Here is a 25,616-nt window from a genome sequence, read left to right as displayed (position 1 = left end):
AAGCGCCTGTGGTTTCAGAGAGGATCGGAAAAAGCGGCGCATCATACCAGCAGCCGAGGCCTTGAGGCATACTGCGCCGACGTTTAAACGAAGGTCACTTGCAGCATGAAAATCGCCAGCCCGTGGAGTCTAGCCCTGATCCCCTGTCTCAGCCTGTTGCTCGGCGCAGCACCGGCGTGGGGCGCGGCTGCACCGCCCTTGAGTGAGGTGCGCGTGTTCAAGGTCGAATCGGCGGCTTGCACCGAAACCATTCCCGAGCGCGCGCAGAGTACGCAGATGTGCACGCACCGCGGTCCCACCAAGGTTTCTGTGATGGAAGTCGGCTTGGGCAATAACCCCATGGGCCGCTTCGATGGTGCCGAATTGAATGGGCAGCGCACGCCGGTCTGCCAGGTCGGCAACATCAGCGAAGTGTGCAACGGCGCAGGCACGCTGATGGGCTACATCTATGTGTTTGACCTGAATGTCGACGCCCAGGGCTGGTTCCAGTACAGCAATTCCTCGATCAACCCCCCGCAAAACACCCTGACCACGCAGCTCAATATCCGCTGATCAATCAGCTTGAACGCTCAATACCCCGGGAAGTCGTACCCCTGAGACGGCGATTTTCCTGAACGCCGCGGATGTAGACCAACCCGTGAGGTGTTTATGAGCGCGACCCCTAATGGCGCGGCGGCCCAACCGTTCGCCAGCCACTCCATACGCCTGAGCCTCAACGGCCAGGAACGCCAGCTGGATGTGTTGCCCTGGACCACGCTGCTCGACCTGTTGCGCGAGCAACTCGATCTGGTCGGCAGCAAAAAAGGCTGCGACCACGGCCAATGCGGTGCCTGCACAGTGTTGCGCGACGGCAAGCGAATCAATGCCTGCCTGACCCTGGCGGTGATGTGCGATGGCGCCGAGCTGACCACCATCGAAGGTCTGGCCAACGGCGACCAGTTGCACCCGATGCAGCAGGCGTTCATCAAGCACGACGCCTTCCAGTGCGGTTACTGCACCCCCGGCCAGATCTGTTCCGCCGTGGGCCTGGCCAATGAAGGCCGTGCCCACGACACCGCGCAAATCCAAGAACTGATGAGCGGCAACCTGTGCCGCTGTGGCGCCTACAACAATATTCGCGATGCCATCGTGGACGTTGTGGGAGGTGAGCAGTGAACCCCTTCCATTACAGCAAACCCGTCGATGTACAGGAGGCCGTGCACCTGAGCACGGGCGCCTCGCGCTTTATTGCCGGTGGCACCAACCTGCTGGACCTGATGAAAGAAAACATCAGCCGCCCCGAGCACCTCATCGATATCACCGGCCTGCCGTTGCATGACATTCAGGAGACGAGCGACGGAGGGCTGTTGATCGGCGCCCTGGTGAGCAATGCCGACCTGGCCTGGCACCCGCTGATCGAACAGCGCTACCCACTGCTGTCGCAGGCCATCCTTGCCGGCGCCTCGCCGCAATTGCGCAACATGGCCAGTACCGGCGGCAACCTGTTGCAGCGCACCCGTTGCTACTACTTCTATGACGCCACCGTGCCCTGCAACAAGCGCGAGCCTGGCACCGGCTGCCCGGCGCGAACGGGCTTGAACCGCATCCACGCGATCCTCGGCGCCAGTGAGCAGTGCGTCGCCACCCATCCTTCCGATATGTGCGTTGCCTTGGCGGCGCTGGAGGCGCGGGTGCATGTCGAAGGGCGCGGCGGTGCGCGGATCATCGAGTTTGCCGATTTCCATCGCCTGCCCGGTGATGCGCCGCAACGGGACAACCAGCTGGCTGACGATGAGCTGATCACCGCCATCGAGCTGCCCGCCGACAACCTGGCGAGCCATAGCAACTATTTGAAAATCCGCGACCGCGCGTCTTATGCCTTTGCCCTGGTGTCGGTTGCCGCAGCGCTTGAACTGGACGGTGAAACTGTCGTCGATGCGCGTCTGGCCCTTGGCGGCGTGGCCCACAAGCCCTGGCGTGATCGCGCCGTGGAAGCCGCGCTGATCGGCCAGGTCGTCAGCCGCGAAACCTTCAGCCACGCCGCCGACGCTCTGCTGCAAGACGCAGAACCGCTGGAACACAACGGCTTCAAGATCAGGCTGGCACGCCGTGGGATTATTCGCGCCCTGAGTGATGCAGCAGTCGCAGGAGAACGCCCATGACCGCTATCGGCAAACCCTTGGACCGGGTTGACGGTCTGCTCAAGGTCACTGGCCAGGCGCGCTACGCCGGTGAGTTTCCCGAGGACGGCTTGCTGCATGGCAGCGTGGTGTCCAGTACCGTCGCCAAGGGCCGTGTGCTGCGCATCGATGCTTCCAAAGCGCTGGCCCTGCCGGGCGTGGTGGACGTGATCCATCACCTCAATCGCCCCAAAATCGCCAGTTACGACGATGCTTTCCAGGACGCCGACGCCGCCGACGGCTCGCCGTTTCGGCCGCTCTACAACGACCGGGTGCTGTACAGCGGCCAGCCCCTGGCCCTGGTCATCGCCGACAACCTTGAGCTGGCGCGGCATGCCGGTTCATTGGTGCAGGTCGAGTACGAGACCGAAGCCTTCGAAACCGACTTGCTGGCCATGCAGGACCAGGCCCACGCCTCGCCGCAGACCCCGCCCAAGCCGCGTGGCAACTTCCAGGCCGAATGGACCGGCGCCGTCGTCAGCCTGGACGTGCACTACAGCACGCCTATCGAACACCATAATCCGATGGAGCCCCACGCCAGCACCGTGCTGTATCAGCCGGACGGCACCCTGCATATCCATGACAAGACCCAAGGCCCGCAGAACTGCCAGGCCTATGTGCAAGAAGTCTTCGGCCTGGATAAAAGCCAGGTGCGTATCTTCGCCGCGTTTGTCGGCGGTGCGTTTGGTTCCGGCCTGCGTCCGCAGTACCAATTGCCGCTTGCAGTGATGGCCTCTTTGGCACTCAAGCGTTCGGTGCGGGTCACGCTGACGCGCCAGCAGATGTTCACGTTCGGTTACCGCCCGCGCACCTTGCAGCGCCTGCAACTGGGCGCCGCCGCCAATGGGCGCCTGCTGGCGCTGGGGCACACCGCAATCGGCCAGACCTCGCGCTTCGAAGACTTCAGCGAACACGTCGTGGAATGGAGCGGCATGCTCTACCACTGCGACAACGTGCAACTGACCTACAAACTGGTGCCCCTGGACGTGTTCACGCCGCTGGACATGCGCGCACCTGGCGCCGCCCTCGGCGTGATCGGCCTGGAATGCGCCATGGATGAACTGGCCAGCGCCTTAGGGTTGGACCCGGTGCAACTGCGGCTGATCAATTACGCCGAGCGTAACCAGAACGAAGACAAACCCTGGTCCAGCAAAGCCCTGCGCGAATGTTACAGCGAAGGCGCCGAGCGTTTTGGCTGGAACCAGCGCAACCCGGAGCCGCGCAGCATGCGCGACGGTCGCCAGTTGATCGGCTGGGGCATGGCCGGCGGGGTATGGGAAGCCATGCAGATGAAGGCCAGTGCCAAGGCGCGAATCGACGCGCAGGGCAAGCTGACCGTCAGCAGCGCCACCACTGATATCGGCACCGGGACTTACACGGTGATGACCCAGATCGCGGCGCAGGCCAGCGGTGTGGCGGTCGAAGACGTGACGTTTGTGTTGGGGGATTCATCATTGCCCACCGCGCCGTTGCAGGGCGGGTCGTTTACCGTGTCCTCCGTCGGCACCGCTGTGCAGCAAGCCTGCGAAGCGTTGACCGGCAAACTGTTGAGCATTGCCCGGCAGACGTATCCGGTGTTCAAGGATGCCGAGTCCGTGCGCTTCGAAGATGGCCATCTGCATACCGGTGACGTGAGTGTGTCGCTGGCACAGTTGGTCAAGGACAGCGGCGAAGACGCGCTGCAAGTGCAGGTCGACAGTGAGCCCGACAAGAAACGCGAGGGCTACAGCACCGCCACCCACTCGGCGGTCTTCGTCGAGGTGCAGGTGGATGAAGACCTGGGCACCATCAAGGTGCGTCGGGTGGTGAGCGCGATTGCTGCCGGGCGGGTGGTCAACCCTAAGATGGCCCGAAGTCAGATCCTGGGGGGTGTGGTGTGGGGCATTGGCATGGCGCTGCATGAAGAAACCCAGATCGACCATCAGCTGGGGCGCTACATGAACCACAGTCTGGCGGAGTACCACATTCCGGTAAACGCCGATATCGGCGACATTGACGTGGTGTTTGTCGAAGAGCACGACGAGATCGTCAATGCCCTGGGGTCCAAGGGCGTCGGGGAAATCGGTATCGTCGGGGTGGCGGCGGCGGTGGCCAATGCGATTTATCACGCCACCGGCAAGCGGGTGCGGGAGTTCCCCATTACCCTGGACAAGGTGCTCTAGCCCCAATCTTCAACCCACCGAAGATCCAAAATGTGGGAGCGGGCTTGCTCGCGAATGCGGCGGGACAGTCACCTGATGGGCTGGCTGATTCACCGCATTCGCTAGCAAGCCCGCGCCCACACTTAGTGCATTCCAGCATCAGGGGAGGTGGCGGGGCTTAAACCTTGGCGTCTTCCACTGGCACATGCATCCGATCCCGGTTGGCCAACGTCGGGAACAACTTGATCCAGACCCCGGTCACGACCAGCGTACCGATCCCGCCCATGACCACGGCGGGCACGGTGCCGAACCAGTGGGCGGTAATGCCGGACTCAAACTCGCCCAACTGATTGGACGCACCGATAAACAGGCCGTTGACGGCACTGACCCGCCCGCGCATTTCATCCGGCGTTTCCAACTGCACGAAGGAGGCGCGGATCACCATGCTGATCATGTCCGCCGCGCCCAGCACCACCAGCACCGCCAGGGAGAACCAGAACGAGGTGGACAGCCCGAACGCAATGGTCGCCACACCGAACACGCCGACGGCGGTAAACATCACACGACCCACGTGGCGGTCCACCGAAAACCGCGCCAGCCACAGTGACATCAACAACGCCCCCACTGCCGGCGCCGAACGCAGCAGGCCCAGGCCCCAGGCGCCCGTCAGCAGGATGTCTTTGGCGAACACCGGCAGCAACGCGGTGGCACCCCCCAGCAGCACGGCGAACAGGTCGAGGGAGATGGCACCGAGAATGTCCGGGCGGCTGCGAATGAAGCGGATGCCGGCGAGCAGAGAATCCAGGGTGGCCTTGCCTTTGTTGAGTGGCGTCTGGCGCGCGGGCAGGTTGAGGGTCAGCACGCAGGCGATAAGGTACAGCGCCACCGTTGGACCATAGACCCAGACGCTGCCAAACGCGTAAAGCAAACCGCCGAGGGCTGGGGCGACGATGGTTGCCAACTGCTGGGCCGACTGCGACGAGGCCACGGCTCGCGGAAACAAGGTGCTGGGGACGATGCTCGGCAGCATCGCCTGAGTGGTCGGCATTTCAAACGAACGTGCGGCGCCAAGCAGGAAGGCGAGGATAAAAATCATCTCGCGGGTCACGTTGCCGGTCAGCCCGCCGATGGCCAGGCTCAGGGCAATCAGCGCCTGCACGGTCTGGCAGATGGCGGCGACCTTGCGCCGTTCATAACGATCGGCCACATGCCCGGTGTGCAACATGAAGAGTACGCGCGGCACAAACTCCACCAGGCCGACCAACCCCAGGTCCAGCACATTGCCGGTCAGTTGGTAGAGGTTCCAGCCGATGGCCACGGTGAGCATCTGGAAACCGCTGGCGGTAAAGATGCGCGCCAGCCAGAAGGCAATGAAAGGGCGGTGATGACGCAACAGCAACGCGGGTTCACTAGGCATCGGGAGTTCAGGTCAGAGCCGGAGGGAGCGCCGAGATTATCACTAAGTTGTAACAGATAGTTGCAACAACTGAGCTGAGGCAGTCTGTCACGCGGCAAAAGACCACGCCGTCCTACATCGAAAATGGGACTACTCTTTTAGCAATGCTTGATCCAGATCAATGTCCGCCCGGGCATCGACCTGGCGGCCGCAAGGCCAGATTCCCGACGGGGTGGGTTAAAAAAAGAAACGAATTGAAATTCGCCAGACTCCATATCCGTGGGGGCAGTGGGTGCAGGCTCCCGCCAGCAGCCGGTATTACCTGACAGAGGAAGACTTATGTTCGGTTTGGAGGCGCTAGATCTCGCCCGAATTCAATTTGCGTTCACCATCTCTTTCCACATCCTGTTCCCGGCGATCACCATCGGCCTGGCCAGTTACCTTGCGGTGCTGGAAGGCTTGTGGCTCAAGACCCACAACGACACCTACCGTGACCTCTATCATTTCTGGTCGAAGATCTTTGCCGTCAACTTCGGTATGGGTGTGGTCTCCGGTTTGGTCATGGCCTACCAGTTCGGCACCAACTGGAGCCGCTTCTCGGACTTCGCGGGCGCCGTCACCGGGCCGCTCCTGACCTACGAAGTGCTCACGGCCTTCTTCCTCGAAGCCGGTTTCCTTGGCGTGATGCTGTTCGGCTGGAACAAGGTCGGGCGCAACCTGCACTTCTTCTCCACCGTAATGGTGGCCGTCGGCACGTTGATTTCCACGTTCTGGATCCTCTCGTCCAATAGCTGGATGCAGACGCCTCAGGGCTTTGAAATCATTGATGGCCGCGTGATCCCGACCGATTGGTTCGCCGTGGTCTTCAACCCGTCTTTCCCGTATCGCCTGGCGCACATGGCCACGGCAGCCTTCGTGGCCACCGCGTTCTTCGTCGGTTCCTCGGCGGCCTGGCACCTGCTGCGCGGCAAGGACAACCCGGCGATCCGCAAAATGCTCTCGATGGCCATGTGGATGGCCCTGATCGTCGCGCCTATTCAGGCGGTGATCGGCGACTTCCATGGTCTCAACACCTTGAAGCACCAGCCGGCAAAAATTGCCGCGATCGAAGGCCACTGGGAAAACATCGGCAACGAGCCGACGCCGCTGATCCTGTTTGGCTGGCCCGACATGAAGGCCGAGAAAACCAAGTACGCGGTGGAAATCCCGTACCTGGGCAGCTTGATCCTGACTCACTCACTGGATAAGCAGGTTCCGGCGCTCAAGGAATTCCCGCCCGAGGACCGCCCTAACTCGACCATCGTGTTCTGGTCGTTCCGGGTCATGGTCGGCCTGGGCTTCCTGATGATCTTCACCGGTTTGTTCAGCCTCTGGCTGCGCCGGGGCGACAAGATGTACACGTCCAAACCGTTCCTGTACCTGGCGTTGTGGATGGGCCCGTCCGGCCTGATCGCGATTCTCGCCGGCTGGTTCACCACCGAGATCGGTCGTCAGCCGTGGGTGGTCTACGGCTTGATGCGCACGGCGGATGCTTCCTCCGGGCATAGCCTGGCGCAGATGACGATCACCCTGGTGTTGTTCGTGGTGGTGTACTTCGCGCTGTTCGGCGCGGGCCTGGGCTACATGATGCGCCTGGTACGCAAAGGACCTCAGACCCACGAGGGCAGTGAACCTACCCACGGTGGCCCTGGCCAGAAACGCACACCGGCCCGTCCGTTGTCGGCTGCCGATGATGGCAGCGACGACGACCACGTCGACATCCAGCACAAGGGGAATTGAGATGGGTATTGATCTTCCGCTGATCTGGGCCGTGATCATCATCTTCGGCATCATGATGTATGTGGTCATGGACGGTTTCGACCTGGGCATCGGCATCCTGTTTCCGTTTATCCCGGGCAAGACCGACCGTGACGTCATGATGAACACCGTGGCCCCGGTCTGGGACGGCAATGAAACCTGGTTAGTCCTGGGCGGCGCAGCGTTGTTCGGCGCGTTCCCGCTGGCCTATTCGGTGGTGTTGTCGGCGCTGTACCTGCCGCTGATCCTGATGCTGATCGGGCTGATCTTCCGTGGCGTGGCGTTCGAGTTCCGCTTCAAGGCCAAGGACCACAAGCGTCACCTGTGGGACAAAGCGTTTATCGGTGGCTCATTGGCGGCGACGTTCTTCCAGGGCGTGGCGCTGGGGGCGTTTATCGACGGCATTCCAGTAGTGGATCGCCAGTTCGCCGGCGGCTCACTGGACTGGGCCACACCGTTCACGATGTTCTGCGGCGTCGCGTTGATCGTGGCCTATGCGTTGCTCGGCTGCACTTGGCTGATCATGAAGACCGAAGGCCCGCTGCAGGAAAAGATGCACAACCTGGCACGGCCATTGGCCTTTGTGGTGCTGGCGGTGATCGGCATTGTGAGCATCTGGACGCCATTGACGCACCCGGAAATCGCCTCGCGCTGGTTCACCCTGCCGAACCTGTTCTGGTTCCTGCCGGTGCCGATCCTGGTGTTGGTGACGATGTATGGACTGTTCCGCGCGGTGGCACGTCATGCGCACTACACGCCGTTCCTGCTGACCTTGGTGCTGATCTTCCTGGGGTACAGTGGTTTGGGCATCAGCCTGTGGCCGAATATCATTCCGCCCTCCGTGTCGATCTGGGATGCCGCGGCGCCGCCGCAAAGCCAGGGCTTCATGCTGGTGGGCACCTTGTTCATCATCCCGTTCATCTTGGGCTACACCTTCTGGAGCTACTACGTATTCCGCGGCAAGGTCACCCACGAAGACGGTTATCACTAGGAGGGTCGTTCCATGTCCGGCAAACCTTCGTTGCACGAGATCGAACAGGCCGAGAAACAGCCGTTGTGGCGGCGCCTGGGGTGGCTGGCGATGATCTGGACCGGCAGCGTGCTGGCCTTGTTTGTCGTGGCGAGCCTGATGCGCATGTTCATGAATGCGGCGGGCCTGACCACCCACTGACATCCCGATCCGGGCTTTGCAGCCCGGCTTTTCAACCCTGCCCCTCGCGAGATCGGCAGGGTTTTTTTATTTGCGCGCTTTGAGGATCACGAATTTTGGCGTGGTGGCGACTTGCTCGACACCTCGGAACAAGCGCGCCAGTTTGGTGTGATAACCCAGGTGGCGGTTGCCGACTATATAGAGGGCGCCACCGACCACCAGCGCTTCCCGCGCCTGTTGGAACATGCGCCAGGCGAGGAAGTCGCCCACCACCTGCTGCTGGTGAAACGGCGGATTGCACAGCACCACGTCCAGCGATTGCGGCTCTTGCCCGGCCAGACCGTCGGCGGCGCGCACGACGACATCGCGTTCGCCAAGTGCGGCGTGCCAGTTCTCGGCTGCCGACTGCACGGCCATGTAGGACTCATCTACCAAGGTGTAGTGCGCTTCGGGATTTTGCAGGGCGCTGGCAATCGCCAGCACACCGTTGCCGCACCCCAGGTCTGCCACGCGGGCACTGCCCAGGTTTTTCGGCAAGTGGGGCAGGAACGCGCGGGTGCCGATGTCCAGGCTTTCGCGGCAGAACACGTTGGCGTGGTTCAGCAGTTCGATAGCCGGCGTGTCCAGGGTGTAGCGGGTCGGGTAGGGCGAGACTGCAGCAGGACGGTCTTCGGGAGTGGCAATCAGCAAACGCGCCTTTTTCACTGCCAGCGACGCCTGCATCGGGCCGATGTAACGCTCCAGCAACTCGCCTGCCGCCCGTGGCAGATGCTTGATCATTGCCCCGGCGATGACTTGAGCTCCCGGCGCGAGTTGACCTTGCAAGCGGATCAGTTGTTCTTCCAGCAAGGCCAGGGTTTTCGGTACGCGGATCAACACACAGTCGTACGGCCCTGTCGGAACCTGGCTGGCGGGGATGAATGCCACCGCATCAAAAGCCTTGCCGTTGCGCACCAGGTTCTTTTCCAGGCCCTGGGCGGCCAGGAACGAATCACCACTGGAGGTTACCTGCACCTGGCCTTGAAGGCTGGCCGCCAGGGCGCCGAAGCTGTCATTGAGCACCAGCACGCGCGTCGTCACCGTCGGCTGTTGCTCGGCCAGGTGATTGAGCAGGTACTCGTCGGCGGCATCGAAGGCTTGCAGCGGATCGTTATGTTGCTCTGGCTGGCGGATCAGATCGAGCTGGGCGAAGGGGCTTTCGAGCAGGGGCATGGCGGGGGAGGCTCTGGGTAAACGATGGGTGTTCGGCAGTCGCCGACCAAACCGTCTGAGTGAACAACGGGCGGCCCAGGGGGCTGCTCAACACTCAGAATTGGCCGTAAATGTTACGTTTTTTTCAGCGGGAATACATGCGGTGTTTCTTTGCCGGTCAAATAATCCCGCTGCGGGCGGCGCAGAGCACGGCGGCAATCTTGTTATTGACCCCCAGCTTTTTGAAACAGCTGCAAATATGATAGCCAATCGTTCGTTCGGACAAGCACAGGATGGCGGCTATGTCCGCTGCGGTCTTGCCCATGGCGGACCACTTGAGGACCTCCCTTTCTCGCGCGGTGAGTGTGCTGGCAGCTATGACGTCGGGGGAGGCCGCATACTTCTGCGCCACGACGGCGTGCATTGCGTGACACAGCCACAATACCTGGCCGGCCTTTTCGTACAGCTCTTCCGGGCTGACTTCGTGTCTGCTACGCGCCAGGGTCAGCATGCTGAACACGCCCCGGAAGTCATGCACGGCTTGCGTCCATCCCACGTTCACACCCAGTGTCTGCGCCAGGGACCACAGGTTGGGCGAGTCCCGAAAGGTCTTCTCCTCCCAGACAACCGGCAGCACTGAGGTCTTGCAGTGTTGGACGACGGGGTCTATGTCGAAAAAGTGTGCTTGGTCATACAGCGTGGACCACTCGCTTGGATAGTTGTTGATATCGATCGGTTTTGCTTTGTTTTTGGGTATTTGAGAACTCATCTTGAAGGAACAGTATTGAAAGCCGAGCTCATACGTTTTGTTGGTAAGCATTTCAAACACACTGGTGATCTCGTCCTCGCCTTCCAGCTTGGGGAGTTTTGTATTGCGCCAGTTGATCATCGGTAAATCTCCATGGATTAAGCTATTTGGGTACGTCCTGAACCCCAAAGCTGCAGAAAAGAAGTTTAGGACAGGGACTACGCGGCGGTAGGAAAAATTTGATCTTGTAAGCACGTGTTTAATAATTTTCTGCAAGGCTGCTCATGAACTTTGCAAGGGGCACATGAGAAAATTGCGGTTTATTAGAGGGTTGTAATGATCAACTAACAGCGCGTTGTTGAATCCACTGGAAAGGCTAATAGCGAATTGATTGGCGGTGATATTACGTAGCCACTGCTCCATGAGCTCAAGAAGCCATTACCAACCGTAGGTGTTCCCACGCGCGACTTTGAGGGACACTAGGGCACCTGTAGAACGGAGCCCCCCATGACGGCCAGTGCTGAGAAATTTACCCGCCAGACCTTGCTCGATGTGCAATCGCTGACCCCCAGCCTGTTTACCCTGCGCACCACCCGCGATCCGGGCTTTCGTTTCACGGCGGGGCAGTTCGTGCGCGTGGGGGTGACCAAGGCGGACGGCAGCACCGTGTGGCGCGCCTATTCCCTGGTGTCCTCACCGTTTGACGAGCATCTGGACTTCTTCTCGATCGTTGTCCCAGGGGGGGAGTTCACCAGTGAGCTGAGCCGCCTGCGTGTGGGCGATACCTTGATGGTGGAGCGCCAGGCCACGGGCTTCCTGACCTTGAACCGTTTCGTCGATGGCCGCGACTTGTGGATGCTGGGGACGGGCACCGGGGTAGCACCTTTCCTGTCGATCCTGCAGGATTTTGAAGTCTGGGAGAAGTTCGAACGCATCATCCTCGTGTACAGCGCACGGGAAGCCAAAGAACTGGCCTATCAGGCACTGATCAAGGAACTGGGCGAGCGTGAGTATCTCGCCGAATACGCGCACAAGCTTATCTACATTCCCACAGTCACCCGTGAGCAACACCCGGGCGCGTTGAATGGACGCATCACCACACTGATCGAAAATGGCGAGCTTGAGCGCGCAGCCGGCGTTGAGTTGACACCGGAACATTCCCGCGTGCTGATCTGCGGCAACCCGCAGATGGTCGATGACACGCGGCAGTTGCTCAAGCAGCGTGACATGAACCTGAGCTTGAGCCGCCGCCCAGGCCAAGTGGCGGTGGAAAACTATTGGTAATAAAAAAGGCGCCTCAAGCAGGCGCCTTTTTTCTCAAACCGTTCGTTACAGGCGCGGCTTGTCGTTCTGTGCCTTGAGCAGATCCCGGATCTCACCCAGCAACACTTCTTCCTTGGTCGGCGTCGGCGGCAGGCTTGGCGCCACGGCCTCTTCCCGCTTCAGGCGGTTGATCGCCTTCACACCCATGAAGATCGCAAACGCGACGATCACAAAGTCGATGACGCTCTGGATGAACTTGCCATAGGCCAGCACCACCGCAGGCACATCGCCCTGTGCCGCCTTGAGCGTAATCGCCAAGTCACCGAAGTCCACACCACCGATCAACAGACCGATTGGGGGCATCACCACGTCGCCTACAAACGAGGAAACAATCTTGCCGAAGGCGGCACCGATGATAATACCGACGGCCATGTCGACCACATTACCTTTGACCGCGAAGGCCTTGAACTCACTGATCACGCCCATAGGTTATTCCTTGTTACAGATGAGAAGGGTGGGACTCAGTGTAATTCAGTCATAGCGGGCTTGCCCGACACAACCGTTTACACTGTTAATTTTTATCGACACATTAAAACGCAAATAGTTTGCAAAGTGCCACCAGTCGCGCGCGAAATACGCCTGATATCAGTGACTTAACAGATTATTTTATTAATCGGGTCGTTGTGGCTTTTCTATTTATCTTCTGACGCTTGGGTCACTAGCCTCTGGCAAGCACAACTGAATGTGCACTAAAAAAACCAGAGGAAACCTCGATGAAGACCCCAATGAGCCGCGGGCCGGTTTCAGCGCGATACGCGCTGGTACTGGCGACCGCCAGCCTGCTTTCCCTGTCCGTACACGCCGCCAACCTGACCCGCGACAACGGTGCTGCGGTTGGCGACAACCAGAACTCGCAGACCGCCGGCGCCAATGGTCCGGTGCTGCTGCAAGACGTGCAGTTGATCCAGAAACTGCAGCGCTTCGATCGCGAGCGCATCCCCGAGCGCGTGGTACACGCCCGCGGTACCGGCGCCCACGGCATCTTCACCGTCACGGACAACCTCAGCGACCTGACCAAGGCCAAGGTGTTCGCGGCCGGTGAAGCCACGCCGGTGTTCGTTCGCTTCTCCGCCGTTGTCCACGGTAACCACTCCCCGGAAACCCTGCGCGACCCGCGTGGTTTCGCCACCAAGTTCTACACCGCCGACGGTAACTGGGACCTGGTGGGCAACAACTTCCCGACGTTCTTCATCCGCGATGCGATCAAGTTCCCGGACATGGTCCACGCCTTCAAGCCAGACCCGCGCACCAACCTGGATGACGATTCCCGTCGCTTCGACTTCTTCTCCCACGTGCCCGAGTCCACGCGCACGCTGACCGAGCTGTACTCCGATTCCGGCACCCCGGCCAGCTACCGGGAAATGGACGGCAATGGCGTGCACGCCTACAAACTGATCAACGCCAAGGGCGAAGTGCACTACGTCAAGTTCCACTGGAAGAGCCTGCAAGGCATCAAGAACCTCGATCCCAAGCAGGTCACCGAAGTGCAGGGCCGCGACTACAGCCACATGACCAACGACCTGGTCACCCATATCAACAAGGGCGATTTCCCCAAGTGGGACCTGTACGTGCAGGTGCTCAAGCCTGAAGACCTGGCCAAGTTCGACTTCGACCCGCTGGATGCCACCAAGATCTGGCCGAATGTACCCGAACGCAAAGTCGGGCAGATGGTGCTGAACCGCAACCCCGCCAATGTGTTCCAGGAAACCGAGCAAGTGGCCATGGCCCCGGCCAACCTGGTGCCAGGCATCGAGCCGTCCGAGGACCGCCTGCTGCAAGGTCGGGTGTTCTCCTATGCCGACACCCAGATGTACCGCCTGGGCGCCAATGCCCTGCAACTGCCGATCAACGCTCCACGGGTGACTGTCAACAACGGTAACCAGGACGGCGCGATGAACGTCGGCAAGACCACCACCGGCGTGAACTACCAGCCAAGCCGCCTGCTGCCACGGGACGAGCCGCAAACCGCGCGCTACAGCCAGTCGAACCTGGTGGGCAGCACCCAGCAGGCGAAGATCCAGCGTGAGCAGAACTTCAAGCAGGCCGGTGATCTGTACCGCTCTTTCACCAAGAAAGAGCGCCAGGACTTGATCGAAAACTTTGGCAGCTCGCTGGCGACCACCGATGACGAGAGCAAGCACATCATCCTGTCGTTCCTCTACAAGGCCGACCCGGAATATGGCACCGGCGTGGCCAAGGTTGCCAAGGGGGACCTGGCGCGCGTGAAGGCGCTGGCGGAAAAACTGACTGACTGATCCGTTGGTTCTGGTCGGCGCCCAATGACGGGCGTCGACCCTTGGCAGGAGAACACCCATGCGAGTTTCTATCGGATTGCTGATGGCCATGCTGGCCTTTGTCGCCCATGCCGAGTCTCCCGAGCCGGTCGCGCTCAAGGCCCAGCTGCAGGACTACTATTTCGACGCCGCCCGCCGTGGCGACCTCGACATGCTCAACACCTTCATCGACTCCGGCTACAGCCTCAACACCCAGGACGACAAGGGTTACACCGCGCTGATCCTCGCCGCTTACCACGGTCAGGGCCCGTTCGTGGAGCGCTTGCTCGATGCCGGTGCCGACGCCTGTGTGCAGGACAGGCGCGGTAACACCGCGCTGATGGGCGCGATCTTCAAGGGTGAGCTGAAAATCGCCCAACGCCTGCTGGCGACTGACTGCAACCCCGACCAACGCAACGGCGCCGGGCAGACAGCGGCCATGTACGCCGGGCTGTTCAAGCGTGTCGAGTTGCTGGAAGCGTTGAAGGCCAAGGGCGCGGACCTCAACGCCGAAGACCCGATCGGCAACAGTGCTTCACGATTGGCCAGTGGTGAAATCCGGACCCCGGCGCCGCGCTGAGCTATCATCGCGGTTTTTCGGTTGGAGGTTCTCAAATGGCAAAGGCCAAGCGCATGTACGGCTGCACGGAGTGCGGCGCGACCTTTCCCAAGTGGGCCGGCCAATGTACCGAATGCGGTGCGTGGAACACCCTGACTGAAACCATGATCGAGAGCGGTGGCGCTGCGGCCCCCACTGGCCGTGCCGGCTGGACCGGGCAACAGGCGCAGATCAAGACGTTGGCCGAAGTCAGTGTCGAAGAGATCCCGCGTTTCTCCACGGCCTCCGGTGAATTGGACCGGGTGCTGGGCGGCGGCCTGGTGGACGGTTCGGTGGTGCTGATTGGTGGCGATCCGGGCATCGGCAAATCGACGATCCTGCTACAAACCTTGTGCAGCATCGCCAGCCGCATGCCGGCGCTGTATGTCACCGGTGAAGAGTCGCAGCAGCAAGTGGCCATGCGCGCCCGTCGCCTGGGGTTGCCCCAGGATCAGTTGCGAGTGATGACCGAGACCTGCATTGAAAGCATCATTGCCACGGCGCGTATCGAAAAGCCCAAGGTCATGGTGATCGACTCGATCCAGACGATTTTCACCGAACAACTGCAGTCGGCGCCGGGGGGTGTGTCCCAGGTGCGTGAGAGTGCGGCGCTGCTGGTGCGCTATGCCAAGCAGAGCGGTACAGCGATCTTCCTGGTGGGGCATGTGACCAAAGAGGGCGCACTGGCCGGGCCACGGGTGTTGGAGCACATGGTAGACACCGTGCTGTATTTCGAAGGTGAGTCCGACGGTCGTCTGCGCTTGCTGCGGGCGGTGAAGAACCGTTTCGGCGCGGTCAACGAATTGGGCGTGTTCGCCATGACTGACCGGGGGCTGAAAGAAGTCTCCAACCCTTCAGCGATTTTTCTCACGCGCGCCCAAGAAGAAGTCCCAGGCAGTGTGGTGATGGCAACCTGGGAAGGCACCCGTCCTATGCTGGTGGAAGTGCAGGCCCTGGTGGATGACAGTCACTTAGCCAACCCCCGCCGCGTGACGTTGGGCCTGGATCAGAACCGCCTGGCGATGCTGTTGGCGGTATTGCATCGCCACGGTGGCATCCCGACCCACGATCAGGACGTGTTCCTCAACGTGGTCGGCGGGGTCAAGGTGCTGGAAACGGCATCCGACCTGGCGTTGATGGCGGCGGTGATGTCCAGCCTGCGTAACCGGCCGTTGCCCCATGACTTGCTGGTGTTTGGTGAAGTCGGTTTGTCCGGTGAAGTGCGCCCGGTGCCCAGCGGCCAGGAGCGCCTCAAGGAAGCGGCCAAGCACGGCTTCAAGCGCGCCATCGTGCCCAAGGGCAATGCGCCGAAGGAATCACCGCCGGGGATCACGATTATTGGCGTGACGCGGTTGGAACAGGCGTTGGATGCGTTGTTCGAGTAACCGGCAACACCGCAAACCCATGTGGGCTGTTAAACCTCTAGCAAGGCGCCCAACTCGCGCTCCAACTCTTCCTCGTCACCCAGGTTCAACTCGATCAGCCGCCGCAAATGGCTGATCGAGTCCAGGTCGATGTGCTGGCACACAAAGCCCAATTGCCCATGATCCTCATGAGCCAGCCGCACTTGCATCTTTATATGGGCCTTTGGGTCCAGGCGTATGTCCACGTCGAACGGCAGCGCCTTGTTGCCCTTCCAGTCTTCAGGCTTTTGTATCAACAAGCCTTTTAACGACAAATCCACTAGTTGCGCCGGCCATTCGCGGCCGTTTTGCCGAAATTCAGTCTTGGCGTCAAAAGCGATACGACGGAAACGGCGGCGGTCAGACGGTTGTTCGGTCATGGTGAAACCCTCTGGAGATACGGGGATTGTAGCCCTGCGCCATCATTGGCCCGGTATTTCTGCTTTTTTTGCGCGCAGAAGGCTCTAGACCAACGTAGGGGGGTGGCCTTTAAGGCCAACAGCGCTAAACTCGGCATGGCTGTCCTTTCTGTCCACCCTGGCTGGAATATAAAAATGAAAAATAATAATAGCCTGCTACGCCACCTACCCTGGCTGGTGCTGGCAATCGTAGGAGCGTGCGCCCTGGGCGTAGTGGCCTTGCGCCGCGGCGAGGCAATCAACGCCTTGTGGATTGTGGTCGCTGCTGTGGCCATCTATCTGGTTGCGTACCGTTACTACAGTCTGTTCATCGCTAACAACGTGATGCAACTCGATCCACGGCGGGCCACCCCCGCAGTGCTCAATAATGACGGTCTGGACTATGTGCCGACCAACAAACACATCCTTTTCGGTCACCACTTTGCGGCGATTGCCGGTGCAGGCCCGTTGGTCGGCCCGGTGCTGGCGGCGCAAATGGGCTACCTGCCTGGAACGCTCTGGCTGATTGCCGGCGTGGTGCTGGCCGGTGCGGTTCAGGACTTCATGATCCTGTTCCTGTCCACCCGTCGTAACGGCCGTTCCCTGGGGGACATGGTGCGCGAAGAGATGGGCCGTATCCCAGGCACCATCGCGCTGTTCGGCTGCTTCCTGATCATGATCATCATCCTCGCGGTGCTGGCGCTGATCGTGGTCAAAGCGTTGGCCGAGAGCCCGTGGGGCATCTTCACGGTGATGGCGACCATCCCGATCGCGATGTTCATGGGCATCTACATGCGCTACATCCGCCCGGGCCGCATTGGCGAAATCTCGATCATCGGGGTGCTGTTGCTGCTGGGCTCGATCTGGCTGGGCGGGCAGATCGCTGCTGACCCGGTCTGGGCCAAGGCTTTCACCTTCACCGGGATCCAGATCACCTGGATGCTGATCGGCTACGGCTTCGTGGCCGCGGTACTGCCGGTGTGGCTGATCCTGGCGCCGCGTGACTACCTCTCCACTTTCCTGAAAATCGGCACCATCATTGCGCTGGCAATCGGCATTCTGGTGACCATGCCCGACCTCAAAATGCCGGCACTGACCCAATTCATCGACGGCACCGGCCCAGTGTGGAAGGGCGGCCTGTTCCCGTTCCTGTTCATCACCATCGCCTGTGGCGCGGTCTCGGGGTTCCACGCGCTGATTTCTTCCGGCACCACGCCAAAGTTGCTGGCTAATGAAAGCCATGCCCGCTACATCGGTTATGGCGGCATGTTGATGGAGTCCTTCGTGGCCATCATGGCGATGGTTGCCGCGTCGGTGATCGAGCCGGGTGTGTACTTCGCCATGAACAGCCCGGCCGCGATTGTCGGCACCGACGTGGTCACCGTGGCGCAGACCGTCAGCAGCTGGGGCTTTGCGATCACGCCTGAGGCGCTGTCCGCGGTGGCCCATGACATCGGTGAAACCACTATCCTGGCCCGTGCCGGTGGCGCACCGACGTTGGCAGTGGGTATCGCGCAGATCCTGCACAGTGTGCTGCCAGGTGAAAACACCATGGCGTTCTGGTACCACTTTGCGATCCTGTTCGAAGCGCTGTTCATCCTGACGGCAGTGGATGCGGGCACCCGTGCCGGTCGCTTCATGTTGCAGGATTTGCTCGGCTCTTTCGTACCGGCGCTCAAACGCACCGAGTCGTGGACCGCCAACCTGATCGCGACCGCCGGTTGTGTGGCCATGTGGGGTTACCTGCTGTACCAAGGCGTGATCGACCCACTGGGCGGCATCAACACCTTGTGGCCGCTGTTCGGTATCTCCAACCAGATGCTGGCAGGTATTGCGCTGATGCTGGCCACCGTTGTGCTGATCAAAATGAAACGCCAGCGCTATATCTGGGTGACCATGCTGCCGGCCGTCTGGCTGCTGATCTGCACCACCACCGCAGGCTTCATCAAGCTGTTCGACGCCAACCCGGCGATTGGCTTCCTGTCGCTGGCGAAGAAGTACAGTGATGCATTGGCCAATGGCCAGATCCTCGCCCCGGCGAAGAACATCGACCAGATGCAACACGTGATCTGGAACGCCTACACCAACGCAACGCTGACGGCGCTGTTCCTGTTCGTGGTCTTCAGCATCCTGTTCTATGCGCTCAAGGTTGGCGTCGCCGCCTGGGGCAACAAAGAACGTACGGATAAAGAAGCGCCGTTCCAGGCAGTACCGGACGCATAACCGAGGATTGCAACCATGTTCAATGACATCAGTCGCCTCGGTAAATACCTCGGTCAGGCCGCGCGCCTGATGGTCGGCATGCCCGACTACGATACGTACGTCGAGCATATGCAAACCAAACACCCGGACAAGCCGGTGATGGACTACAAGGCGTTCTTCCGGGAACGCCAGGAAGCCCGTTACGGCGGCAAGGGTGGGCCTAAGTGCTGCTAACCCGGCACTCGGGCTTGCGGTGATCCACTGTGGGAGCGGGCTTGCTCGCGAATGCGGTCTGTCAGTTGATGTATGTGCTGACTGATACACCGCATTCGCGAGCAAGCCCGCTCCCACATTTGTTTTGTGTTCCTTCAGTTATAAGGAGAACTGCTTTTGTCCTCTCCCATTCCAGTGACCGTCCTCAGTGGCTTCCTAGGGGCCGGCAAGACCACCTTGCTGCGCCACCTGCTCAAAGCCGAGCACGGCCTGAAGATCGCCGTGATCGAAAACGAATTCAGTGACGCCGGTATCGACACCCAGCTGCTGGGCGCCGAGCCGGTGCAAGTCATGACCCTGTCCAACGGTTGCGTGTGCTGCACCATCCACACCGACCTGACCAAGGCCCTGTACCTGCTGCTCGAACGCCTGGACAGCGGCGAGATCGCCTTCGATCGTCTGGTGATCGAGTGCACCGGCCTGGCCGACCCGGCCCCCGTGGCCCAGACCTTTTTCATCGACGAGGAATTGCGCGAGCGCTACATCCTCGACGGCATCATCACCCTGGTGGATGCGGCCCACGCCGAGCACCACCTGACCCAAACCATCGCCCAGGCCCAGATCGGCTTTGCCGACCGCCTGCTGGTGAGCAAGCGCGACCTGGTGGATGACGCCACCTTCGATGCGCTAAGCGAGCGTCTCACCCGCATCAACCGCCGAGCGCCGATCCGCGTGGTGGACCATGGCAACATCGACCTGGCTGAATTGCTCGACGTACGTGGCTTCAATCTCAACGCCGGCATGACCCTACGCCCGGTCAGCGCCGCGCCGTCCATCGACCGTATCTCAAGCCTGGTGCTGCGCACCGATCAGCCGCTGGATATCGACCGCCTCAGCGAGTTCATGAACGAACTGCTGGAGGACCACGGCAAGCAGCTGTTGCGCTACAAGGGCGTACTGAACATTGCCGGGGAGGACCGGCGCATGGTGTTTCAGGGCGTGTTGAAGCTCTACGGTTTCGATTGGGATACCGAGTGGGCCGAAGGCGAGGCGCGGGAGAGTGTGATTGTGTTTATTGCCGATGAATTGCCGGAAGACAAGATTCGCGAGGGCTTTGCGAAGGTCCACCAACGCTGATCAAAAATGTGGGAGGGGGCAACCCCCTCCCACATTTGATCGCACTTCAAGTTGGAACAGGCATAAAAAAAGCCCGGCTCAAGAGCCGGGCTTCTTAGTCAAGCAACTGCTATCAAGCGCCGTACACCGGCAGCTTTTTGCAGATGGCCTTGACCTTCTCACGCACCGCGTCGATCACGGCTTCGTTGTTCAGGTCAGCCAGGATGTCGCAGATCCAGCCAGCCAGTTCCTTGCACTCAGCTTCCTTGAAGCCACGAGTGGTCACAGCCGGGGTGCCGAAACGCAGGCCCGAGGTGACGAACGGCGAACGTGGGTCGTTCGGCACGGAGTTTTTGTTCACGGTGATGAAGGCTTTGCCCAGGGCAGCATCAGCATCTTTACCGGAAATGTCCTGCTTGATCAGGGACAGCAGGAACAGGTGGTTCTCGGTACCGCCGGACACGACGTCAAAGCCGCGCTCGATGAACACGCTCGCCATGGTCTGGGCGTTCTTGACCACTTGTTGCTGGTAGGTCTTGAACTCAGGCTGCAGGGCTTCCTTGAAGCAGATCGCTTTGGCGGCGATCACGTGCTCCAGTGGGCCGCCCTGGGCGCCTGGGAATACGGCCGAGTTCAGCTTCTTCTCGATGTCGGCGTTGGCGCGCGCCAGGATCAGGCCGCCACGTGGACCGCGCAGGGTCTTGTGGGTGGTGGTGGTGACCACGTCAGCGAACGGCACCGGGTTCGGGTAGACGCCAGCGGCGACCAGACCGGCCACGTGGGCCATGTCCACGAACAGGTAAGCACCGACTTTGTCGGCAATGGCGCGGAAACGTGGGAAGTCCAGGATCTGCGAGTAGGCAGAGAAACCGGCCACGATCATTTTTGGCTTGTGTTCAACCGCCAGGCGCTCGACTTCGTCGTAGTCGATCAGGCCGTTGGCATCGATGCCGTATTGAACGGCGTTGTACAGCTTGCCGGAAGAAGAGACGCTGGCGCCGTGGGTCAGGTGACCGCCGTGGGCCAGGCTCATGCCCAGGATGGTGTCGCCGCCTTGCAGCAGGGCCAGGTACACGGCGCTGTTGGCTTGGGAACCGGCGTGCGGCTGGACGTTGGCGTAATCGGCGCCGAACAGCTCTTTGGCACGGTCGATGGCCAGTTGCTCAACCACGTCGACGTACTCGCAACCACCGTAGTAGCGCTTGCCTGGGTAACCTTCGGCGTACTTGTTGGTCAAGACCGAACCTTGAGCCTCCATCACCGCTGGGCTGGTGTAGTTTTCCGAAGCGATCAGCTCAATGTGCTCTTCCTGGCGCACGGCTTCTTGCTCCATGGCGGCGAAGAGATCGGCGTCGTACTTGGCAATAGTCAAATCACGGCTGAACATGGCGGTCCTCAAGGATCGGGGGCAGAAAAGGAGGGCATTCTAACCCAATGGGTTTTAGATGGCATATGAAAGGACATCATGTCGCGGACAAGTGGGGCTCATCTGCGGATAGGCGGTGTCTTTGCTGCCGCCTTCGCGAGCAAGCCCGCTCCCATATTTCAATCGAGTTCCCTTAGGGGTATGCGGTCGAAATGTGGGAGCGGGCTTGCCCGCGAAGAGGCCATTTGCCCCACCGCAGAACGTCAGTCGAACATGAACAGCGCATCATTGCTGAACTGCGCCTCGAACCTATTTGCCGGCATCGGCCGCCCGAACAGATAACCCTGCACTTCGTCGCAGCCATGCTCACGCAGGAAGTCCAGTTGCTCATGGGTTTCCACGCCCTCGGCGATCACCGCCAGGTTCAGGCTATGGGCCATGGCAATGATAGCGCGGGCGATCTGTGCGTCCTGCTCGCCGGATGGCAGGCCGTCGACGAACGTCCGGTCGATCTTCAGCACGTCGATCGGGAATTGCTTGAGGTAGTTGAGCGAGGAATAACCGGTACCAAAGTCGTCAACCGCAATGCTCAAGCCCAGGTTTTTCAAACTGTCGAGGATCTGCATGGCCTCGTTGACTTCACGCATCAGGATACTTTCGGTGAGTTCCAGCTCCAGGCACGCCGGCGGCAAACCGGTGTCCTTGAGAATGGTGGCGATGCGAGTGCCCAACTGGCCGTCGGAGAACTGCCGCGCGGAGATATTCACCGAGACCTTTGGCACGCGCACCTTGTTCTGGTGCCAGGTCTTGAGCTGGCGACAGGCTTCGCTGATCACCCAGTCGCCCACGTCTACCACCAGGCCCAACTCTTCCAGCACCGGGATGAAGTCCCCTGGCGGTACCAGGCCACGTCGTGGGTGACGCCAGCGCAGCAGGGCTTCGGCGCCGGTCAGGCGCTTGCCGTCGCCACTGAACTGCGGTTGGTAATAGAGCACGAATTCGTTCTGCTCCAAGGCGTGGCGCAGGTCGCTTTCCAGCTCCAGGCGCTCCAGGGCGCTGGCATTCATATCGGCCTGGTAGAACTGGAAGTTGTTCTTGCCACGCTCCTTGGCGTGATACATCGCCGTGTCGGCGTTTTTCATCAATTGGCTCAGCTCGTTGCCGTCCTGAGGGCTCAGGGCGATACCGATACTGGCGGTCACAAAGAACTCGCGGCCTTCCAGCACGAAGGGCTTCACCAGGCTGGCGAGGATCTGCTCGGCCACATGTATCGCGCGGTTCAGCGCCATTTCGCGATTGACCCGTGGCTGCAGGAGCAAGGTGAACTCGTCGCCCCCCATGCGTGCCACGGTATCGTCTTCGGCCACGCAACCCAGCAGGCGTGTGGCCATTTCCTTGAGCATACGGTCGCCGGCGGCGTGGCCCAGGGAGTCGTTGATGGGTTTGAAGCGGTCGAGGTCAAGGAACATCAGCACCACCCACGACTTTTGCCGTTCAGCGGCCTGCAGCGCGGTGTGCAGACGGTCCTGGAACAGTGTGCGGTTGGGCAGGTGGGTGAGGGCGTCGTAGTAGGCCAGGCGGTGGATGCGTTGCTCGCTGGCCTTGCGCTCACTGATGTCACTGAAGAAGCACACATAGCTGGCCAGGTCGCCTTCATCGTCGAACACGGCGGTAATGCCGACCCATGCCGGGTAATGCTCGCCGTTGCGGCGCTTGAGCCACACTTCGCCTTCCCAGGTGCTGTGCTGATGCAGCTGCTTGAGCACGTAGCGCAGGTGGGCTTCCTGTTGTTCGTCGACGGTGAGCATGTTCGGCAACTGGTCGAGCACATCGCTGACCGCGTAGCCGCTGACCCGGCTGAACGCCTCGTTGGCCTGCACGATATAACCGGCGGGATCAGTGATCAGGATCGCCGAGGTCGAATGTTCGAAGACCGTGGCCGCCATGCGCAGGTCTTTCTCGGCGCGGCGTTGCTGGCTGATATCACGGCCTACACCGAGGATGCCCTCAAAGGCGCCGTGTTCGTCCCACACCAGCACCATGCGCAGTTCGATCGGCACTTTGCGACCGTCTGCGCGCAGGCAGTCGAACAGGAACAGCTGGGTCTGGATCTCATCACGCAGCTTGTTCAGCGCCTCAGGATCGCCCAGCGCGCGGCTGACCTCTTCCATCAGGCTGTAAATGCCGGTCAATTGCTGCGGGTTGGCGATGATCGACTGCCAGCCGTTCTTGAACACCCAGTCCACGTCATAACCGAGCACGGCGTTGACCGAAGGGCTGATGTAGTTGAGGGCCAATTGGCTGTCGGTGGAGCAGATCACGTCGCTGATGCTTTCGGCCAGCATGCGATAGCGCTGTTCGCTGTCACGCAGGGATTCGCTGGCTTCGATCTGGTCGGTGATGTCCTTGGCCACGCCGATGATGCGGCTGATTTGTGTCGTCTTGTCGCGGGCCAAGGCTTGCTCGCGGATGTCAAAACGCCGCCATTGGTTGTTGCGGTGACGAAAGCGCAGCTGGCATTGCAATTGGGTGGTGTAGCCGATCTGGCGCTGCTGCTGGCGCAAATCGTGGTAATGCTCGGCGTCTTCGGGGTGCAGCAGGATTTCCCAGAAATATTCGCCCATTTGCTGCAGTTCGGCCTTGTTGTAGCCAAGGGTGTGGCCCAAATGATGGTTGCTGAAAATCATGCGCTGGCTGATCACGTCCTGCACATACAGATGGTCGGGCACGGTGCGTACCACGTCCGACCAGAAGCTCTCGCGCTCCACCAGCGACAGCTCGATCAGCTTGCGGCTGGTGATATCGCTGATGCTGAGGATCACTGCCTTGAAATCGTCCTGCTGCTCCGGCAGGCGCATCACTAGCCACAGGTACTGCTCGTTGCCGGCCACGTCCTTGAGCTGGATTTCCAGTTCCAGCTGGTGCTGTTGGGTCAGCACCGCCTCAAGAATCTGGTGGCCGATAGACGTGACATTTCGCGGGCAGTCATCGATCAGACGTTCCCAGGCTTCTTCGCAGGAGCCCACGTTCAACAGACGCACCGCCACCTGGTTGACCTCGGTGATGCGCAGTTCCTTGAGCAGTTGCTGGCGCTCGTTGGGGTGGTCCTGCAGCCAGGTGTGCAGTTGCTCGCGGGTCTCCAGCCGGGTCTTGTCGAAGAATGCGTTCAGGCCCATCAGGTCGAGCACGCACAGGGCGACGCCGGTGCCTTCGAAAATGTCTTGGTAGCGTCGGCGGCCTTCATGCACCTGGCGCTGGCGGCGGCGCATGTTCAGCAGCACGATCACCGGGATCAGCGAGAACGCCAGGCCCAACAGGCATTTGCCGATGAAAGCCGGCAGCAGTTGCTCCAGCACCGCAGTACGGTCGAACAGCCCGCGCAGTTGCCAGTCGCTTTTGCTCAGGGGCGTGACCAACACGCTTTTATTCAGCTCGTCCGGGGTGAGCGCGGACGCCCACTGCGCCGGCATGCCGCTGTCCCGGCTGACAACACGGTGGTTGATGCGATTCTCGATGACCCACAGCGGTCGCTGGCCCTGGATGTCTTGGCGGGTGAGGTTGGCGAGGTAGTTGGGGGCCAGGCGCAGCGCCCAATACATCCGGGAGCCTCCGCTGGGCTGGTGCAGCAAGAGATAGATGATGGTGCCGTCGTTGCTGTTGCTCAGGTAATAGGACTGGGCACGGCTGCGTTGCACCAGCTCTGCCAGCCAGGCAGCGTCCTGGCTGTCGGCGGCGCTGTCACTGATCATCGCGCCGCTGGGGGCGAGCAGGGCGATGCTGCGCAACTCCGGCAGCGAGCGTTGCAAGGTGCGCATCAAGGCCTGTTGCTGTTCGCTGTCACGCGGCGGCTCGACCATCGGCAGCAGGTTCAGGGCGATTTTCGCGCTGAGGGCCATGTTCAAGCTGATCTGTTCAGCCAGGTCGGCGCTGTAGTCGATGGTGTACTGCTGCTGGTTCTTCTGGTTTTGCTGCAACTGGTCCAGCAACTGCCAGAACAATAACGCGAGCAGCATAAGGACAAGCGTCGCCAATGCGCCTTTGAGGGTGCCGTGCAGGGGCGCTCTCGGCGCTATATGAGCGGCGCGCAGGGGAGTTGGCGGCGTGACTTTGGACAAGCTGTGATCCTGCGGTTTGGCTGGACT

The 25,616-nt window shown here is 60.8% G+C and carries 21 protein-coding genes; 14 read left to right on the top strand and 7 right to left on the bottom strand.

All coding sequences use genetic code 11. The annotated features are described in order from the left end of the window. Window positions 1-105 precede the first annotated feature (105 nt). From AC4PS7_RS24755 to AC4PS7_RS24740, 4 genes are all read left to right on the top strand, one after another. Entirely contained in the window at window positions 106-552 is a 447-nt protein-coding gene (locus AC4PS7_RS24755) for a DUF4879 domain-containing protein (RefSeq protein WP_021492942.1), read from the top strand. A 96-nt stretch (window positions 553-648) separates the two neighbouring features. Next, window positions 649-1,155 carry a (2Fe-2S)-binding protein gene (locus AC4PS7_RS24750; protein WP_021492941.1) on the top strand — a complete coding sequence of 169 codons (507 nt, stop codon included), beginning with the start codon at window positions 649-651 and terminating at the stop codon, window positions 1,153-1,155. Further along, the gene (locus AC4PS7_RS24745) at window positions 1,152-2,141 is read left to right on the top strand and encodes an FAD binding domain-containing protein (RefSeq protein WP_021492940.1); all 990 of its coding nucleotides are present in this window, start codon (window positions 1,152-1,154) and stop codon (window positions 2,139-2,141) included. Before AC4PS7_RS24750 ends, AC4PS7_RS24745 begins: the two co-directional genes overlap by 4 nt. Further along, window positions 2,138-4,321 carry a xanthine dehydrogenase family protein molybdopterin-binding subunit gene (locus AC4PS7_RS24740; RefSeq protein WP_021492939.1) on the top strand — a complete coding sequence of 728 codons (2,184 nt, stop codon included), beginning with the start codon at window positions 2,138-2,140 and terminating at the stop codon, window positions 4,319-4,321. Before AC4PS7_RS24745 ends, AC4PS7_RS24740 begins: the two co-directional genes overlap by 4 nt. Window positions 4,322-4,478: 157 nt before the next feature. On the opposite strand, the gene AC4PS7_RS24735 is transcribed toward AC4PS7_RS24740, so the two are convergent. Beyond that, window positions 4,479-5,717, bottom strand: a complete 1,239-nt coding sequence (locus tag AC4PS7_RS24735) for an MFS transporter (protein ID WP_021492938.1) — start codon at window positions 5,715-5,717, stop codon at window positions 4,479-4,481. 318 nt (window positions 5,718-6,035) lie between these two features. Here AC4PS7_RS24735 and AC4PS7_RS24730 point away from each other — a divergent pair, with 318 nt between their 5' ends. From AC4PS7_RS24730 to AC4PS7_RS24720, 3 genes are read left to right on the top strand one after another with little or no spacing between them, the layout of a single operon-like run. Then, complete coding sequence (locus tag AC4PS7_RS24730) at window positions 6,036-7,475, top strand: cytochrome ubiquinol oxidase subunit I (protein ID WP_010206693.1); 1,440 nt, start codon at window positions 6,036-6,038, stop codon at window positions 7,473-7,475. Window position 7,476: 1 nt separating this feature from the next. Then, window positions 7,477-8,484 (top strand): cytochrome d ubiquinol oxidase subunit II, encoded by a 1,008-nt coding sequence (gene cydB, locus AC4PS7_RS24725; RefSeq protein ID WP_010206692.1) that lies wholly within the window; start codon window positions 7,477-7,479, stop codon window positions 8,482-8,484. Window positions 8,485-8,496: 12 nt separating this feature from the next. Beyond that, entirely contained in the window at window positions 8,497-8,664 is a 168-nt protein-coding gene (locus AC4PS7_RS24720; RefSeq protein ID WP_010206690.1) for a DUF2474 domain-containing protein, read from the top strand. A gap of 66 nt (window positions 8,665-8,730) precedes the next feature. Here AC4PS7_RS24720 and AC4PS7_RS24715 read toward each other — a convergent pair whose 3' ends face one another. Both AC4PS7_RS24715 and AC4PS7_RS24710 read right to left on the bottom strand, forming a co-directional pair. Beyond that, window positions 8,731-9,855 carry a methyltransferase gene (locus AC4PS7_RS24715; RefSeq protein WP_042570852.1) on the bottom strand — a complete coding sequence of 375 codons (1,125 nt, stop codon included), beginning with the start codon at window positions 9,853-9,855 and terminating at the stop codon, window positions 8,731-8,733. A 157-nt stretch (window positions 9,856-10,012) separates the two neighbouring features. After that, entirely contained in the window at window positions 10,013-10,723 is a 711-nt protein-coding gene (locus AC4PS7_RS24710) for a helix-turn-helix transcriptional regulator (protein ID WP_021492936.1), read from the bottom strand. A 366-nt stretch (window positions 10,724-11,089) separates the two neighbouring features. Between AC4PS7_RS24710 and AC4PS7_RS24705 the strand changes: the two genes are divergently transcribed. Beyond that, window positions 11,090-11,866, top strand: coding sequence for a ferredoxin--NADP reductase (locus AC4PS7_RS24705; protein WP_010206686.1), 777 nt, complete (start codon window positions 11,090-11,092; stop codon window positions 11,864-11,866). Between the two features lie 45 nt (window positions 11,867-11,911). Here AC4PS7_RS24705 and mscL read toward each other — a convergent pair whose 3' ends face one another. Beyond that, window positions 11,912-12,331: a large-conductance mechanosensitive channel protein MscL gene (gene mscL, locus AC4PS7_RS24700; RefSeq protein WP_010206685.1), complete on the bottom strand. Its 420-nt coding sequence runs from the start codon at window positions 12,329-12,331 to the stop codon at window positions 11,912-11,914. Between the two features lie 287 nt (window positions 12,332-12,618). Between mscL and katB the strand changes: the two genes are divergently transcribed. Genes katB through radA form a run of 3 tightly spaced genes read left to right on the top strand, consistent with a single transcriptional unit; the run spans window position 12,619 to window position 16,161 of the window. After that, the gene (gene katB, locus AC4PS7_RS24695) at window positions 12,619-14,160 is read left to right on the top strand and encodes a catalase KatB (RefSeq protein WP_492179812.1); all 1,542 of its coding nucleotides are present in this window, start codon (window positions 12,619-12,621) and stop codon (window positions 14,158-14,160) included. A gap of 58 nt (window positions 14,161-14,218) precedes the next feature. Next, window positions 14,219-14,758, top strand: a complete 540-nt coding sequence (locus AC4PS7_RS24690; protein ID WP_010206683.1) for an ankyrin repeat domain-containing protein — start codon at window positions 14,219-14,221, stop codon at window positions 14,756-14,758. Window positions 14,759-14,793: 35 nt separating this feature from the next. Continuing rightward, window positions 14,794-16,161, top strand: coding sequence for a DNA repair protein RadA (radA, locus tag AC4PS7_RS24685; protein WP_038453821.1), 1,368 nt, complete (start codon window positions 14,794-14,796; stop codon window positions 16,159-16,161). 29 nt (window positions 16,162-16,190) lie between these two features. Here the strand turns inward: radA and AC4PS7_RS24680 are convergent, their stop codons facing one another. After that, the gene (locus AC4PS7_RS24680) at window positions 16,191-16,559 is read right to left on the bottom strand and encodes a PilZ domain-containing protein (RefSeq protein WP_021492933.1); all 369 of its coding nucleotides are present in this window, start codon (window positions 16,557-16,559) and stop codon (window positions 16,191-16,193) included. A 174-nt stretch (window positions 16,560-16,733) separates the two neighbouring features. Between AC4PS7_RS24680 and AC4PS7_RS24675 the strand changes: the two genes are divergently transcribed. From AC4PS7_RS24675 to yjiA, 3 genes are all read left to right on the top strand, one after another. Continuing rightward, entirely contained in the window at window positions 16,734-18,800 is a 2,067-nt protein-coding gene (locus AC4PS7_RS24675; RefSeq protein ID WP_010206680.1) for a carbon starvation CstA family protein, read from the top strand. Window positions 18,801-18,815: 15 nt separating this feature from the next. Beyond that, window positions 18,816-19,013 (top strand): YbdD/YjiX family protein, encoded by a 198-nt coding sequence (locus AC4PS7_RS24670; RefSeq protein ID WP_003194308.1) that lies wholly within the window; start codon window positions 18,816-18,818, stop codon window positions 19,011-19,013. Window positions 19,014-19,169: 156 nt separating this feature from the next. Further along, complete coding sequence (gene yjiA, locus AC4PS7_RS24665; protein ID WP_010206678.1) at window positions 19,170-20,129, top strand: GTPase; 960 nt, start codon at window positions 19,170-19,172, stop codon at window positions 20,127-20,129. A 112-nt stretch (window positions 20,130-20,241) separates the two neighbouring features. Here the strand turns inward: yjiA and glyA are convergent, their stop codons facing one another. After that, window positions 20,242-21,495 (bottom strand): serine hydroxymethyltransferase, encoded by a 1,254-nt coding sequence (gene glyA, locus AC4PS7_RS24660; protein ID WP_010206677.1) that lies wholly within the window; start codon window positions 21,493-21,495, stop codon window positions 20,242-20,244. A gap of 242 nt (window positions 21,496-21,737) precedes the next feature. Next, on the bottom strand, window positions 21,738-25,589 hold the full coding sequence (locus AC4PS7_RS24655; protein ID WP_021492932.1) for a bifunctional diguanylate cyclase/phosphodiesterase: 3,852 nt from the start codon (window positions 25,587-25,589) through the stop codon (window positions 21,738-21,740). Window positions 25,590-25,616 lie beyond the last annotated feature (27 nt).

Source organism: Pseudomonas sp. DW-iso3, assembly GCF_058725305.1.
This window is presented reverse-complemented; position numbering and strand designations above follow the sequence as displayed.